At 53.7% G+C, this 15,188-nt stretch carries 12 protein-coding genes, 1 tRNA gene, 1 pseudogene and 1 riboswitch; of the genes and pseudogenes, 5 read left to right on the plus strand and 9 right to left on the minus strand.

Annotation, left to right across the window (positions count from 1 at the left end; all coding sequences use genetic code 11):
- Positions 1-56: 56 nt before the first annotated feature.
- Positions 57-1,271 (minus strand): OmpP1/FadL family transporter, encoded by a 1,215-nt coding sequence (locus tag R5L00_RS08580; protein WP_317650752.1) that lies wholly within the window; start codon positions 1,269-1,271, stop codon positions 57-59.
- Between the two features lie 657 nt (positions 1,272-1,928).
- Here R5L00_RS08580 and R5L00_RS08585 point away from each other — a divergent pair.
- Positions 1,929-2,531 (plus strand): hypothetical protein, encoded by a 603-nt coding sequence (locus R5L00_RS08585; protein WP_107693932.1) that lies wholly within the window; start codon positions 1,929-1,931, stop codon positions 2,529-2,531.
- 176 nt (positions 2,532-2,707) lie between these two features.
- Here the strand turns inward: R5L00_RS08585 and R5L00_RS08590 are convergent.
- Positions 2,708-2,784 (minus strand) — tRNA-Arg (locus tag R5L00_RS08590).
- 141 nt (positions 2,785-2,925) lie between these two features.
- Between R5L00_RS08590 and R5L00_RS08595 the strand changes: the two genes are divergently transcribed.
- Together R5L00_RS08595 and R5L00_RS08600 are read left to right on the plus strand one after the other, a co-directional pair.
- On the plus strand, positions 2,926-3,483 hold the full coding sequence (locus R5L00_RS08595) for a c-type cytochrome (protein ID WP_107693933.1): 558 nt from the start codon (positions 2,926-2,928) through the stop codon (positions 3,481-3,483).
- A gap of 195 nt (positions 3,484-3,678) precedes the next feature.
- On the plus strand, positions 3,679-4,506 hold the full coding sequence (locus tag R5L00_RS08600; RefSeq protein WP_107693934.1) for a symmetrical bis(5'-nucleosyl)-tetraphosphatase: 828 nt from the start codon (positions 3,679-3,681) through the stop codon (positions 4,504-4,506).
- On the opposite strand, the gene R5L00_RS08605 is transcribed toward R5L00_RS08600, so the two are convergent.
- From R5L00_RS08605 to gcvT, 7 genes are all read right to left on the minus strand, one after another.
- Positions 4,427-5,254 (minus strand): lysophospholipid acyltransferase family protein, encoded by an 828-nt coding sequence (locus tag R5L00_RS08605; protein WP_317650758.1) that lies wholly within the window; start codon positions 5,252-5,254, stop codon positions 4,427-4,429. The two genes, R5L00_RS08600 and R5L00_RS08605, sit on opposite strands and share 80 nt — an antisense overlap.
- A gap of 226 nt (positions 5,255-5,480) precedes the next feature.
- Positions 5,481-6,416, minus strand: a complete 936-nt coding sequence (locus tag R5L00_RS08610) for a carbohydrate kinase family protein (RefSeq protein ID WP_317650759.1) — start codon at positions 6,414-6,416, stop codon at positions 5,481-5,483.
- A 49-nt stretch (positions 6,417-6,465) separates the two neighbouring features.
- Complete coding sequence (gene gcvPB / locus R5L00_RS08615) at positions 6,466-7,914, minus strand: aminomethyl-transferring glycine dehydrogenase subunit GcvPB (RefSeq protein ID WP_317650761.1); 1,449 nt, start codon at positions 7,912-7,914, stop codon at positions 6,466-6,468.
- Positions 7,915-7,993: 79 nt separating this feature from the next.
- Complete coding sequence (tpx, locus tag R5L00_RS08620) at positions 7,994-8,488, minus strand: thiol peroxidase (RefSeq protein WP_107693938.1); 495 nt, start codon at positions 8,486-8,488, stop codon at positions 7,994-7,996.
- Positions 8,489-8,544: 56 nt separating this feature from the next.
- Positions 8,545-9,900, minus strand: a complete 1,356-nt coding sequence (gene gcvPA, locus R5L00_RS08625) for an aminomethyl-transferring glycine dehydrogenase subunit GcvPA (protein ID WP_317650763.1) — start codon at positions 9,898-9,900, stop codon at positions 8,545-8,547.
- Positions 9,901-9,995: 95 nt separating this feature from the next.
- Positions 9,996-10,385 (minus strand): glycine cleavage system protein GcvH, encoded by a 390-nt coding sequence (gcvH, locus tag R5L00_RS08630; RefSeq protein ID WP_107693940.1) that lies wholly within the window; start codon positions 10,383-10,385, stop codon positions 9,996-9,998.
- Positions 10,386-10,428: 43 nt separating this feature from the next.
- Positions 10,429-11,478, minus strand: coding sequence for a glycine cleavage system aminomethyltransferase GcvT (gene gcvT / locus R5L00_RS08635; RefSeq protein WP_317654153.1), 1,050 nt, complete (start codon positions 11,476-11,478; stop codon positions 10,429-10,431).
- A gap of 89 nt (positions 11,479-11,567) precedes the next feature.
- A riboswitch (glycine riboswitch) is annotated at positions 11,568-11,669 on the minus strand.
- Positions 11,670-12,035: 366 nt separating this feature from the next.
- Between gcvT and R5L00_RS08640 the strand changes: the two genes are divergently transcribed.
- Both R5L00_RS08640 and gshA read left to right on the plus strand, forming a co-directional pair.
- Complete coding sequence (locus R5L00_RS08640) at positions 12,036-13,601, plus strand: AAA family ATPase (protein ID WP_317650765.1); 1,566 nt, start codon at positions 12,036-12,038, stop codon at positions 13,599-13,601.
- Positions 13,602-13,777: 176 nt separating this feature from the next.
- Positions 13,778-15,041, plus strand: a pseudogene (gene gshA / locus R5L00_RS08645) (glutamate--cysteine ligase); the annotation flags it as partial.
- Between the last annotated feature and the right edge of the window lie 147 nt (positions 15,042-15,188).

Raw genomic sequence — 15,188 nt, forward strand, 5'->3', positions numbered from 1 at the left:
CGACTGGGCTTGGCATTCAGCTCATGCTCGCCCCCATGGATCACGCCAAACGGAGCTCAAAATTGATGGTTGAGTTGAACGGAAAGGATGTGCACCGACGTGTTGAACGAGCCACGGACAATCTGAAGCGCCGGGTTATTGTTCGTGGGCCGGTTTATCTCGGCGCTGTCGAAGAATATATGGGCATATCCTAGGTCGATAGATGTTTTCTTGCTAATCTTCTGGTTGACGCCCACTCCCAGCCAGAAGCGGTCAGAGTCAGGAAGACGCACAGTTCGGTCCGCCGCCTTCTGCGTTGGCGACTGATCCCAGGCGAATCCTGCCCGTAGCCGGAGGGTGTCGCTGTATTGATACTGGGTCCCCACACCCACGCGGTAGGTGTCCTTGAAACCCAACGGCTCAAGTGACAGAACGGACCCGGTAGCGCGGCTCTGGACTGACAACGCGGGAATATGACTCCAGCCCATCCATGTAAAATCGCCGAGAAGCTGGAGTCGGTCATTAACCATGTGTGACACTGCTGCGGACACCGTGTTGGGCAGCTCAGCCGAAACAGATGCTGGTATTTTGTTACCAGCAATCTCGGCATCTCCCCTGACTTTCAGGTCTATTGTTGACCGGTACGTCAGACCGATGCGCGTTGCCGGCGTTAGCTGGAACATTGCGCCGAGATTATAGCCGAACCCTATATCATCGCCTTTTACTCGTGTTTGAGCATCCACTCGAGCGGGCAGCATGGAAGTTGCCGGTGTCATACTGCGCAAATCCGCGTCAAACCGCACGACATTAAGACCGGCGCCGAGCGAAATCATGTCATTTACCCGCCAGGCAATGCTGGGATTGGCGTTGATACTACTGATTTCTGAATGTATCCCTTGGTAGCGGCCAACAAAAGTATTGCTCCACTCGGTAGCATTGCCAAAGGTCGGCGAAATGCCCAGGCCGGCGCGTATCGCGGGCGTGATTGCCATGCTCCAGTAAACAGCAGGAACGGCGGCCCAGCCTCCGCCTTGGCCGCCATTATCGCCGACCGGGTAGACCAGTAGCGGGTCGCTACCCGTGTCTTTGAACTTCAATGATCGTGCGAGTAAGCTCCCGGCGCCAGAAATGTGATGTCCAGGAGCGAGGTAGGTCATCCCGGCAGGATTGAAGTAAATAGTTGAAGCATCCTGCGCTACTGCCGCTGCTCCTGCGTAGGCGTATCCTGTCCCGGCCCCGTTCTGATTTTGTAACGCGAATCCAGCCGCTGTTGCGCCGCCCGTGATGGACATGCTACCCACCATTAAGAATACAAGAAATAAGGTGGAATGATAGCGGAATCCTCGGTTAAAACCCGGACGGTGCACGAATAATAAGAAATCGCTGACGCGCGCCTTTGGGACACATATGGTTTTAAAGTATAAAATCACCTTGCTCCAGGGGTATCACCCATCTCAACGGCAGAGATGCAGAAACATGAAATATAGCCGCTTATATAAAAACAATGACATAGCGAAGGGCGAACGCTAACGGCTTCGGGAGTCCATCCCTGTAACGGCAAGTTTTATGATTTTACTTTTTGGCTAGCTTCGTCCGTTCGCTATCCCGCATAAGGAGGCCACGCAACCCTATTCCCATCGCGATTCCGCCGGGAGGCGAGCCTCAGCGGTTTACTCTTGATGGAATAGCGCTAGCGCTTACGCCACGTCGAAGTTATTGTAGTATATCCATACTACCGCTTGACCTTTGCATACACGCGATACCTGGTTGTGCTATTACCAGGCATAGTCAATATCAGCTGAACAGAAACAGGTTCATTGGCTTATGATACGTGAAGCGGCCAAGCAGAACGCGCCGCAGCTATTGTTACTGCGGGCGGGCGGGTGTCACTTGGCAAGACGCACTCACAGAGGTTTTCCCATTAAAAAGAAATAAGGCGGAGGGCACTTATGGCAACAGCTAAGCCTCGTGTTGAGCGCCAAACTGGCGAGCAGGTGAAAGATATTCAGTTCGACGAATCGCAAGTCGCGATGCTGCGTTCCATAAAGAACGACGATGCTTTCGTAAATGATATTTGCAGCATTGCTACGGTCTATCGTTTTCTTTGTAGGAGCGAGCCGGACGAGCTGAGCGCTGGCGAGTTCAATGCCACACTTAACGACCTGAAGCAGAATGCGACTTCCCTGGCGGAAAAACTCGAAAATATTCCGCAAGGCGTGAACGTGGCATTGTGGGGCCTCAGCTATAGACGAGATTCCCCGCCTGTAATAGAAAATCTGAGGACATTGCTTGGCTACCTTATAGAGGAAATAGCGGGAGTGCTTGACAAGGAGCCAGGTACTGGCAATGCAGGAAGAAAACCAGCTACTGCGAATTGGTATGCAGCTAATTCGCTAATGCGGTGTTTTGAATCATACGGACTGTCCGTGGCCGTAAATTCAACGGAAGACTCAGCGATGTCTGCGGCAAGCTCGTGCCTTGAGTTAATATTTGCAAGTAGTGACCGGCGCCTGTCGCGTAGCGCAATTGAAGAGTATCTAAAAAAAGGTTGAGGAAATTGCGCCAATTAAGACCAAAGGAAGCGGAGTAAAAAGCAAAACAGGCTTCCAGATTTCGCTCCCGGGTTTCATTTCCGAGATAGTAACAAAAAACTTATTAGCGGCCGTGCTGGCCGGTACTGACGGGTGCAATCCGAAGGGGATTCGCAGGAAGATAACTTTTGATTAGGTGGCGCGCCCAACACGATTCGAACGTGTGACCCCCGCCTTCGGAGGGCGGTACTCTATCCATCTGAGCTATGGGCGCGAAGAAAGTGCTGATGGGGTAGTACTTTGAAGCAGCGATAGGATAGCTTTTTTTGATTCGTCCGTCCAACCTAATCAAGCCGCCTTTTGCGTCAATGGACCCGAACCTATACAATAACCATTTTTTTTTTGGGGAGTTATTGTGAGCAACAGCGAAGAAGATGAAGATCATTCCTCGGCGATCAGAACACCGGGCCAATTGATAACGGCGCTTGTAGCGGCTTTTGTGTTTCCCGTCACAATTTTTATGCTGTTGGGACAATATGTGACAGGCGACCAGCCAATCGATCCAAATAGTCCAGCTTATTCGAATGAAGCCGTGGTTAAGCGCCTGAAGCCGGTGGGTGAACTGGTGTTAGCAGACGAATCGACGCCGCAGGCTGAGGCCCAATCAACGGGAGCATCGGGTCAAGCGACGCTGTCGGCAGAAGCGCCAGCGGGACCCGCGGAGGCTGGGGAGGAGAGAATCAAGTCGATCTATACGGCGAGTTGCGCGGCGTGTCACGCCAGCGGTGCCGCAGGTGCTCCCAAACTTGGTGACAAAGTTGCATGGGCCGCGAGAATCAAGACCGGTAGCGAAGGGCTCTACAATAGCGCGCTCAAGGGAAAAAATGCGATGCCTCCCAAGGGTGGAAACGCCAGCCTATCCGATGCCGAGGTCAAGGCAGTGGTCGATTATATGGTGAGTCAGTCGAAATGAGCCTCTGAGGGTCGAGAATCCCGAGTTCGCACAGTCTGGCGCTGGTATTGTCCTTGTTATTTGAACACATCTGTGAAGGTGGGGGTCGGCCTGCTTTTGTCCGAAAATAGCGCTAGGGTTTTCAGTTGGTCGTCGCTCACACCCGGGCTATATAACTATGGAACGCATCGTCCGCCCCGTCAATGATTTAACAATATGGCTATATTTGCAATCGGGGACCTACAGGGATGTTACCGGCCGTTCAGGGAGCTTTTGGATCTGATTGGCTTTGACCGCACGAAAGACAGGCTGTGGCTGGTGGGCGATATCGTCAATCGCGGCCCGAACTCGCTCCGGGTATTGCGGTTTGTAAAAGGTCTCACCGACGCAGTAACAATGGTGCTTGGCAACCATGATCTGCATCTGCTCATGGTGGCGGAAGGATGCTCCTCCTTGAGCCGGAACGACACCATACAGGACATACTCAGCGCACCCGATAGAGAAGAGCTTCTCCACTGGTTGAGACAACAGAAACTGCTGCACGTGGAGGGGGGTTACGCAATGGTACACGCGGGCTTATTGCCGTCGTGGAGCATCGACCAAGCGTCTGAGCTTGCGAGGGCGGTAGAGGCCATGATCCGTGGCGAGGATTTTCATGAATTGTGCGCCCATATGTATGGCGATCAACCGGATCATTGGGATGAGGGTCTGTCCGGTTACGCGCGGCTGCGCGTGATCATTAATGCCATGACGCGCATGCGTGTGTGTGCGCCTGACGGAAAAATGGATTTTAGATTCAAGGGCATGGTCAAGGATATACCGGACGGCTATCTACCCTGGTTCGAGGCGCCGAATCGCGCCAGCCGCGAAGCTACCATTATTTTCGGCCATTGGTCTGCGTTGGGATTGCAGTTACGAAACAATCTGCTCGCCCTGGATACCGGCTGTCTGTGGGGTGGAACCCTTACTGCGGTTCGCTTGGACGATCGGAAGGTGTTCCAGGTGCCTTGTGGGGGACAGGAAGCGACAAGGCGCTTGCAATAGCGTGTTCCGCACCGCGCGCGAGTTCCCGCCGATTTTTCCCGCTACTGTTAATGGGATTACCGAAAATCAGTTCAACATTAATCCACGGTTCCCTCAATATCCGACGCAGAGACTCCATCATTGAGATATTTACAAAGGGCGCTTCCGTGCTGATCTCCCCCGTTATATTCGTATAGCGTATTGCGACCGGGTACAACATGGCTCCGACGTTTACCGCGGGTTGCAGGAGCGAGGCATGGAAATGCATGAGTGCCCTGCCGTCGCCAGTGGTGCCCTCGGGAAATACCGCGACCCGGTCGCCAATTGCCAGCGCCTCGCCGATATGCTTGTTTATTCGGGCGGTGTCGCTGCGTTTCGAGCGCTCAATGAATAACGTTCCCGCATTTCGGCTTAACCAGCCCAACAGGGGCCAGCCGCGAATTTCAGCTTTGGCCACGAACCGGCCCGGACTTACCGTCTGGAGAGAGTAAACGTCCAGCCAGGATACATGATTGGCCGCCAACATCGCTCGCGGTATTTCAGGGGGAGGGGGCGTTCCTTGATAGCGTAGCCGGATGCGTAGAATCGACAGGAGGCGGGCGGACCAGTTTTTAGCCATGCGGCGTTGCCATGGCTGATTGAGATGAGGATAGATAGCTGACTGGATCAATCCGGAAATGATGTGCAGCAATAAGCGGACCGCACGAAAAGTTTGCGTCAGATGATGAGTGGTGGTAGGGGTCGTGGCGCTAGTCTCAGAGGTCGGCATGCCACTATATTACCGCATCGACGTGGCAATAGCTCTCGCAGGAACGCGAGTGGGAAAGGTTCAGAGATGTCCCGACATTCCGTCGGGGTTGCGCGAAGCGCCATCTCCGCCCGTAATTCTGTGGCTACCAGGTTTGATTTCCTGACGACTCCCTATGTTATTGGCAGTCAGTTAGAAGTACTGACGACCAGGAACCATCGTCGCGGATCAGTAGTCTATACCCTTGCTAAAAAACGCGGCTGCCAAAAATTTCAAAATACCGTTGACCTATTTCATCCTTGGTGAAGCTATGATTCTGCCCGCCGCGTTGCGTTATTTTGAGAGCTCCCATGAGCGAACCGAGTTGCCCAGTACTCTGCCAATCCATATCATGCGTGATTCCATACAGTAACCCGGCACGGTAAGCGTCTCCGCAACCCGTGGGGTCAACCAGCCTGTCTGGCCTGGCGCTGGGTATCTGGACCTGCTGACCATCAGCGTAAATCACGGACCCTTCAGCGCCCTTCGTGACAATCAAGCCCTTAACGAGTTTCGCGAGCGTTTCCAACGAACGCCCGGTGCGCTCGTGCAGAAGCTGGCCCTCGTAGTCGTTAACGGCGACATAATCTGCTTTGTGGATAAAATCCAGCAGTTCTTCCCCCGTAAACATCGGCAGCCCTTGACCGGGATCGAACATGAAGGGAATGCCAGATTCATGGAACTCGCGCGCATGCTGCACCATGCCTTCGCGTCCATCCGGAGCTACGATGCCAAGATTTACATCGTTTGCGTCGGCAATATGATTTTCATGAGAAAAATTCATCGCCCCGGGATGAAAGGCCGTGATCTGGTTATCTGCGAGATCAGTTGTTATGAATGCTTGCGCCGTGAACGCGCCGTTCACCTGGCGTACGTGATCTTGTGCAAGCCCGAGATCCTGCAAGCGGCTCGCATACGGCGGATAGTCGTCCCCGACGGTGGCCATGATCAAGGGGTGGCCCCCTATCATTTGCAAGTTGTAAGCAATATTGCCGGCGCAGCCGCCAAACTCCCGGCGCATATCGGGTACGAGAAAAGCAACATTTAGAATATGGATCTTTTCAGGAAGAATGTGGTTCTTGAAGTGATCCTTGAACACCATAATAGTGTCATAGGCAATAGAGCCGCAGATGAGTGTATGCATGAGTGGGCTCGGGTTGGCTTGGAAGAAAAGGACTGGTTTTGACCCTAACTTAAGCTGGCTTCCACACTAAGTCCAGTTCTCGCGCAGCTCGCACATCATCCAGCTTTCGCACCGGTGTGGTGTGAGGTGCATTTTTTACCAGATCCGGCTGAGTGTGAGCTTCCTCAAGGATTTCCTTCATCGAGCCGACGAACGCATCAAGGGTTTCCTTCGATTCGGTTTCTGCCGGTTCAATCAGGAGGCACTCTGGCACTAGGAGCGGAAAATAGGTCGTTGGGGCATGGTAGCCCTTGTCCAGCAGCCGCTTGGCAACGTTCATTGCGTTTACGCCGGTTTTTTCCTTTAAGTCTTTCAGGGTGACAATGAACTCGTGACTGGCACGACGAGTCGGATACGCTATCTCAAAACCGGCCTTGCTTAATTCCGCCATCAGGTAATTAGCATTAAGCGCAGCGAATTCCGCTACCCGATGCATGCCCTCTGACCCTAGCAGGCGAACGTAGACATAGGCACGGAGCAGCACACCGGCATTACCCATGTGAGCCGAAAGTCTGCCGATGGACTTCGGTATATCCTTTTCCGTCAGCCATCGATACTTCCCTTGCTGCATGGCTACTATCGGCACGGGCATAAATGGCAATAAACGCTCAGCAACCCCTACTGGGGCAGAACCGGGCCCGCCGCCCCCATGGGGCGTGGAGAAAGTCTTGTGCAAGTTGATATGAATGACGTCAAAGCCCATATCGCCGGGTTTGACCTTGCCAAGTATAGCGTTAAGGTTTGCGCCATCGTAATACAGCAATCCGCCCGCCTCGTGGACGACTTTGCTCATTTCCGCGACATTCTTTTCGAACACCCCAAGCGTTGACGGGTTCGTCAGCATTAGTCCCGCTGTTTGAGGGCCAACCGCTGCCCTCAGTGCGTCCATATCAACATCGCCTTCCTTGTCCGTGGCTATTTCAACTACTTTGTAGCCACACATTACTGCCGTGGCAGGGTTCGTGCCATGAGCCGCATCAGGTACGATGATTTCCGTTCGCGCTGTATCGCCGCGCGCCTCATGGTAAGCGCGTATCATCGCAATGCCGATCAATTCACCCTGTGCCCCTGCCATCGGAGTAAGGCTGACTCCAGCCATGCCCGTTACATCTTTCAAGATTTCCTGCAACTCGTACATGCACGCTAAAAACCCCTGACCGGTGCTTTCCGGCGCACGTGGGTGCCGTGCGAGAAACTGAGGCAGCATCGCGAGAGAGTTACACGCCCGGGGGTTATACTTCATCGTGCAAGAGCCAAGCGGATAGAAGTGCGTGTCAATTGAAAAATTCTTCTGCGATAGCCGGGTGTAATGGCGTACTGCATCCATCTCGGATACTTCCGGGAGCAACGGCGGCGCCTTTCGCAACAACTTTTCAGGAATACCTGTCGTCGGCGTTGGGGTGAGTGGAGATTGGGAATAATTGCGCCGTCCGGGACGGGAATGTTCAAATATCAGCATTATGAGATGTGGTTTTGCGGTTAGGTTAAGCTTTTATTCCAAGGGTAATTCTCAAACATCGGGCGTAGAATGCGCGCGATTATTGCAGGGCAGCCAAGGCCGCATCATAGTTAGGCTCATCCTTGATTTCAGGCACGAGCTCACTATGGATTACCTTGTTGTTTTCATCCAGCACGATCACAGCGCGAGCCGTGATGCCGCCCAGTGGACTATCGGTTATCGCGACGCCGTAATTTTTCATGAACTCCGACCCCCGCATGGTTGAAAGCGGCACAACCTTATCCAGTCCTTCGATATCGCAAAAGCGGCTCATCGCGAATGGCAAGTCAGCGGCAATGATCAGTACAACTGTGTTGTCCATATTGCTGGCTTTTTCGTTAAATTTGCGCGTGGACATGGCACAGACCGGAGTGTCGAGACTTGGAACGATATTGAGTACTTTTTTCTTGCCGGCAAAATCGGCCAGCGTAACATCCTTCAGGTCCCGGTTCACCAGTGAAAAATCCGAAGCTTTATCGCCTGCTTTCGGAAAAGTACCTTCGACTTTAATGGGATTGCCGGCTAGAGTAACCATGCTGTTCTCCTTGCTTTCGGTGGTTAATGGATGATAGAGCGAAACAAATTATATGGTCAGCCGTTGATAGCTTTTTTCAAGTGTTCGGCATAATTTTCGAGATCGGAAGAGGTTTTCGTCTCGGTGGCGCACACAAGCATCGCACTGCCAAGGTCCGGATAAAAGTCCTCAAGGTTCAAGCCGCCTAGTATCCGCTCGCCTCTGAGTTTGTCGAGCACCTCCCCGGCGGGAGCGGGCAGTGATATTACTGCTTCATGGAACATCGGGCCGTTGAAAACTCTTTTTACTCCCGCCGCCGTTTCCAATTTTTCCACCAGAGCAAGCGTGTTGGCATGCGATTGGGTAGCGATTCGGCGCAAGCCTTCTGGCCCCACCAGCGCCATATAAATGGTGGCGGCCGTGACCATCAGGCCTTGGTTGGTGCATATATTGGAAGTGGCTTTGGACCGCCGGATGTGTTGCTCGCGCGCCTGAAGCGTAAGCACAAAGCCGGGCTTGCCTTCCTGGTCCTTGGTACGTCCGATGATCCGTCCGGGCATCTGGCGCACCAGCGCCTGCTTGCAGGCCATGAAACCGAAATAGGGTCCCCCGCTCGATAATGGGATTCCCAATGGCTGCCCTTCACCAACGGCAATATCCGCGCCCTTTTCGCCCCATTCGCCGGGAGGGGTGAGGACCGCCAGCGCCGTCGGATTGACGACCCCGATGGCCAATGCACTTTTGCTATGCGCCCAATCGGTAAGCGCATCGACATCTTCGAGCACGCCGAAAAAGTTCGGTTGGGGGATGACGAGCGCCGCAAAGTCTTCTTTGCCAAACTCATCCAAAGCATCCGCGTGGGTCTGGCCCGACTGCCGCGAATAAGGCACTTCAACTACATCAATGCCCTGATTCGCCACAATCGCGCGCACAACGCGACGATAGATAGGGTGAACAGTAGCAGGAATCAGGATGCGACGCGCCGACTTGTGGGAGCGCACCGCCATCAATGACGCCTCCGCCAGGGCAGACGCGCCATCGTACATGCTAGCATTGGACACATCCATTCCAGTCAGCGATGCCATCATCGTCTGGTACTCATAGAGCAGTTGCAGCGTACCTTGGCTGGCCTCGGCCTGATAAGGGGTATACGAAGAATAGAACTCGCCGCGCGTCGTGATTTGCCACACCGCCGCCGGAATATGATGCTCATAGGCGCCCGCACCGATGAAGCTGAGGTAACGCCCATCCGCTTCCGCGCGCTCCAGCATTAAGCGTGTGACGTCCATTTCGCTCATACCTGGCGGGACCTGTTTCAGGCCCCCACTTATCAGCGACGGCGGAATCTCATCGAACAGCTCATCAATGGTGTTTGCGCCAATGCTCGCGAGCATTGCGGAGATATCTTCTTCAGTATGGGGAATGAACGGCATGGTTTGATCTGAAACTCATAAAATAAACGGGTGAAAGGCGCAAGCGTGCAGACCCGGGCGTGCGCCCGTCCGGTTCCTGCTTTCCTTGCGAATGATCAGTGGTCTTCGCTTTCAATAAGATTTTGATAACCGGCGGCGTCGAGGAGGTTATCCAGATCAGATACATTGTCGGGCTTTAGCTTGAAAAGCCATGCTGCATAGGCGTCTTCGTTAATCTTCTCGGGGGCCGATTCAAGCTCTGGGTTAACGGCTGTTACTTCTCCCGCGATGGGGGCGTACGCATCTGCTGCCGCTTTAACCGACTCGACCACGGCGCATTCTTCACCCTGCTTGAGTTTACGTCCTACTGCCGGCGTTTCTACGAACACCATATCGCCCAGTAGTTCTTGCGCATGCTGGGTAATTCCAACTGTCGCGGTGCCGTCATCTTCGAGCCTCACCCATTCGTGGGATTTGGTGTACTTGAAATTGCTTGGAATACTCATGTTTTCGCTCCAGAATTAAACGAGATTGGCTAGAGATTGGCTACTAAGCCACATCCACCAGAATTTTGCCATTGCGCACGAACGGATACTTCACGATCTTCGCACGCAGCGCCTTGTCACGCACTGCTACTTGTACTTCGTCGCCGGGGGATACGTTCAGCGGCAAGCGCGCCAGTGCAATGGATTTGTTCAGTGTGGGGGAAAACCCGCCACTCGTGATTTCGCCTTCGCCTTCATTCTGCGCATGCGTCGCTGCGACTTTCTGATGACTGCGGAGCACGCCACGATCAGTCAGAACGAGGCCGATCAGCTGCTTCTTTACCGGTGCTTCCAGAAGCGCCTTTTTACCGATAAAGTCGCGATCGGTTTTCAAATCAACGGTCCAGCCCAATCCTGATTCCAGCGGATTGGTGGTTTCATCCATATCCTGACCATAGAGGTTCATGCCGGCCTCGAGCCGCAACGTGTCACGCGCGCCGAGTCCCGCCGGCACTACACCAGCGGCATATAAGGCGTTCCAGAACTCTGCCGCGTCTGTCGACGGAAGCATGATTTCGAAGCCGTCCTCGCCGGTATAGCCAGTACGCGCGATGAAATACTTATCGACGAGTTTTGCCTGGAACAGCTTCAGCTGTTCGGTTTCGGCCTGCGCTCCGGGAATGACCTGCCAAACCTTGACGCGGGCATTCGGCCCCTGAATCGCGATCATCCCGAGATCACGACGCGGAGTTATCGCCAGCCCCGGCGCAAACTCATCCCTTTGGGCCTGCATCCACGCCATATCCTTGTCTGCCGTGCCCGCGTTCACGACCATGCGAAAATGCGACTCCGTCATAAAGTAAATGATGAGATCGTCTATTACTCCGCCTTGGGGATTGAGCATGCAGGAGTAGAGTGCTTTGCCCGGCTGTGTCAGTTTATCTATATTGTTTGCGACCAGCCGTCGAAGGAAAGCACGCGCGTCTTGACCTTCTATATCCACGGCAAGCATATGAGAAACGTCAAACATGCCCGCGTCACTTCGCACCTTATGATGTTCATCAAGCTGTGACCCGTAATGGAGAGGCATATCCCAGCCGCCGAAGTCGACCATCTTGGCCATCATGTCGCGGTGAGTTTGATTGAGAGCGGTTGTTTTCAAAGATCGATACCTCAAAAAAAGGGGTGAAGTCATGTTTATGACTTCACCCCTCTGTCCTTTTTACCTGAGAGATTTCGGAAGTTCTGTTCCGTATGCCCCTTCGGTGGCCGAACGCAACATCGGCACTCTCCAGATTGCCTTTCGCAAGCAGTTCTCAAGGATCAAAACGACGTGATCTACGCCTGAGCGATTCCGGGGGGTTGCGCCTTCGGCGGCGACGATATAACTGACGCGCTCTTCCGCTTGGAAAAATATGGCAGAACTTGAACTATACTCCACCCACCGGTATCAAGACAAGGCATTTTGTTTATGTTCCGGGTTAGCTCGAGCTTGAAGCAAATGCACCCGGCAGGCATTCGTTGTGTCAACGCTGGTTTGCCCCGGCAAAGGTGTCCCTATATCCGTTTTTGAATTTATAGTGAATAATTGCTCAGGCCGCTGCGCGCGGGGAGGACCGGTATAAGGGTTTTCCCACAAAACGACGCCGAGCGATAATCCGAATGCGAGGCATGATGTATCTTAGCCACTTTGGACTCTCTGAACACCCATTCAACCATCGGACAGGCAGCAATTTTTTTTTCGAGGGAGGCAATCGGGGCGCGACGTTGGATGCGCTGATTTACCTGCTTACGCGTGGCGAGGGAGGTGAGGGCATTGTAAAGGTGATCGGCGAGGATGGCAGCGGCAAAACGACGCTGTGCCGGTTATTGATGCAAAGATTGCCCCCCAGCGTGGAGCTCATATATTTAGCCCAACAAAATTTGTCCAGAGAAGTGTTCCTCCATACCCTATCGGAAAAACTGGGTTTTGAATCAAGCGGAAGCCGTGCCATTCCTGCTCCCGCTGCGAATGGAATGAATGAACCGGAAGATGAGCTCCAGCGCGTGCTGACCCAGATGCTCTCCATGGGCGCCCAGATCGTGCTATTAATCGATGAGGCCCATACGTTGCCCGAGGAAACGCTGGAAGCGTTGGAGACGTTATCCGAACGGCAGTCACGTCACAAGGCTCTTCGAATTATCCTCTTCGGTCGAACCCGACTCGATGAGACGCTTGCTTTGCCACAAATGCGCAAGGTCAGGGATCAGGTAACTCATCACTTTTCCTTGCAACCATTTACCGCTAAAGTGGTGAAGAACTATCTGACATGGCGGCTGTGCGCAGTTGGTTATCGTGGTTCCGATATATTCGTTCCTCGGGCCATAAGGTTGATCACGATGGCCTCCTGGGGGCGTATTCCGCAATTGGACGTACTTGCGACCAATTCGCTTCGGGTAGCATATGCCGACCAAAGCCCGGTAATTGACGCAAGCCACGTCAAGGCAGCAATCAAGGATGTAGGAATCAAGCACGGTCTTAGCTGGCGAAATTGGCGTCTTGCGCAGGATTTGCCCGATCGTCGCAGAGGCGGTGCGGGGGCGGTTTTATCCGTAATGCCTTTGGCGGCGGCCGCCCTGCTGGGCTGGAATGTTTTGCGAAGTCCTGCTACGAGTAATTCCGCTGCGACTGCTCCGGTGCCGTTCGAGGCGTCCGCATCCGCGCCGCTTCTGGCCCCTGTTCCTTCCTCCGCCTATCCGTCAACAGTAACAGGTGTCATTTCCAGTTCTCCGCCTTCAGCCACGGCTGCAGTGGTTCCATCCAATGTCGCAGCGGAGACGAAGGCACACGTGCTGGTACCTACTCCTGACAAGCAGCCCGCCCCAGCTGTGCAACATAGCACCACAGCTTCTATTGGAGGAGTGAAATTAACAGGGTACGAGTTGCTGGAGCAGCGCGTTGAGGCGACTGCAAAAGCGTTCGGCACGACAGCTCGAGACGCTTACACGATCCAGCTTTTTTCCACCGACAACGTGCAGCCCGACAGAATGGAGCGATTTCTCTCAAGGGCCCGCAGTTTGGTGGACTTATCCGATCTGTATGTTTACCCGGTAACGAATGGCGGCAAGGCCAAATTTAGAGTCACATATGGCGTTTATGCGAGCCGCGACCAGGCGACCGCAGCAGTAGCCGTGCTCCCGGAAAAATACCAAGCGTCGTTTCAGCCGGAAATTTACGCGGTGAGCGAAATAAATTGACTACCTGGGTCTGTAAACCTATCTCCGATCCGATCTGCATGCTTTACTGACGGGTTGTTTACAGATACGAAAAATGGTTTCCAAAGCGTTCACCATTTTCTAGGCCTCCCACTTCACGGAAAGAAGAACGCCTAATGTTACAATGGCCATAGCACGACTAACGTCATATTGATTAGATGCCTGCCCCTCATCTTTCTGCTGCCCTGAGCGATCCAATTCTGGACTTGGAGAGATGCATCCTGGATGCGATGCCTTCGGTCGAGCATTGGCTCCGCAATCAATGGCAGAAGCACGCGGTGCCATTTTATTGTTCGGTCGATCTGCGCAACAACGGTTTCAAACTGGCGCCCGTGGACACCAACCTGTTTCCCGGTGGTTTCAATAATCTCAACCCTGAGTTCATGCCGCTTTGTGTACAGGCAATGCTGGCGGCGGTTGAGAAAATATGCGCAGCGGCGCGTCGCATCCTGCTGATTCCCGAAATTCACACCCGAAGTATTTATTATCTGGAGAACGTCGCCACGCTAGTTGCCATCATGCGTCATGGGGGTCGATATCCGTATCGGTTCGCTGCTGCCGGAGATTACGGAGGCGACCGAGATCAAGGGTGGGGATGGGAGCAAGCTCACGCTGGAACCGATTCAATGCCAGGGCAATCGCCTTATGCTGGACGGATTCGACCCATGCGCCGTGCTCCTTAACAATGACCTTTCGACAGGTGTGCCGGCAATTCTGCAAGACCTCGAGCAGGTACTCATCCCCCCTTAATGCGGGATGGGCGGCTCGACGCAAATCCAGGCATTTCAGCGCTTACGATAACGTGGCGCGCGAATTCGGCGGATTGATTGGCATCGATCCATGGCTCATCAATCCGTACTTTGCCTCGTGCGGAAAAATCGATTTCCGCGAGAAGAAAGGTGAAGATTCCGTTGCGAGCACCGTGGATGAAATTCTGCGTGATATTCGCGAAAAATATGCCGAATACGGCGTCAAGGAGGACCCTTTCGTCATTGTCAAGGCTGACGCCGGCACTTATGGAATGGGCATTATGACGGTTAAGGACGGTGCCGAAGTGCGTACGCTCAACCGTAGGCAGCGCAACAAAATGGCAGTAGTAAAAGAAGGCTTGCAAGTGACAGAAGTGATGGTGCAGGAAGGGGTATACACCTTCGAACGGGTCAACGAAGCCGTCGCTGAACCGGTCATATATATATGGTAGATCGCTACGTCGTGGGCGGGTTCTACAGGGTACATAAAGGCCGAGGTATCGATGAAAACCTTAATGCCCTGGGTATGCAGTTCGTGCCGCCCGCTTTTGAAGACACATGCCTGTTGCGGCATCGGGAGCCGCGGCCGGGCTGCGGAGCCAACCTGTTCTACGCTTACGGCGTAATAGCCCGGTTGGCGTTGCTGGCGGCGGTGCAGGAGCTGGAAAAAAGCCCGACCCCCACTAGCGCCATTATTGAATATGCGAAGCAGGATAAGCTTCCTCCCCCACTTTTAAGCTCAGTTGAGGGTCTTTGCGATGCATTGGTCAATACGACCCTTTTGTGGCGATGAGTTCTGTTTACACCGAGCGACACGAGT

Source organism: Nitrosospira sp. Is2 (genome assembly GCF_033095785.1).
Classification (GTDB): domain Bacteria; phylum Pseudomonadota; class Gammaproteobacteria; order Burkholderiales; family Nitrosomonadaceae; genus Nitrosospira.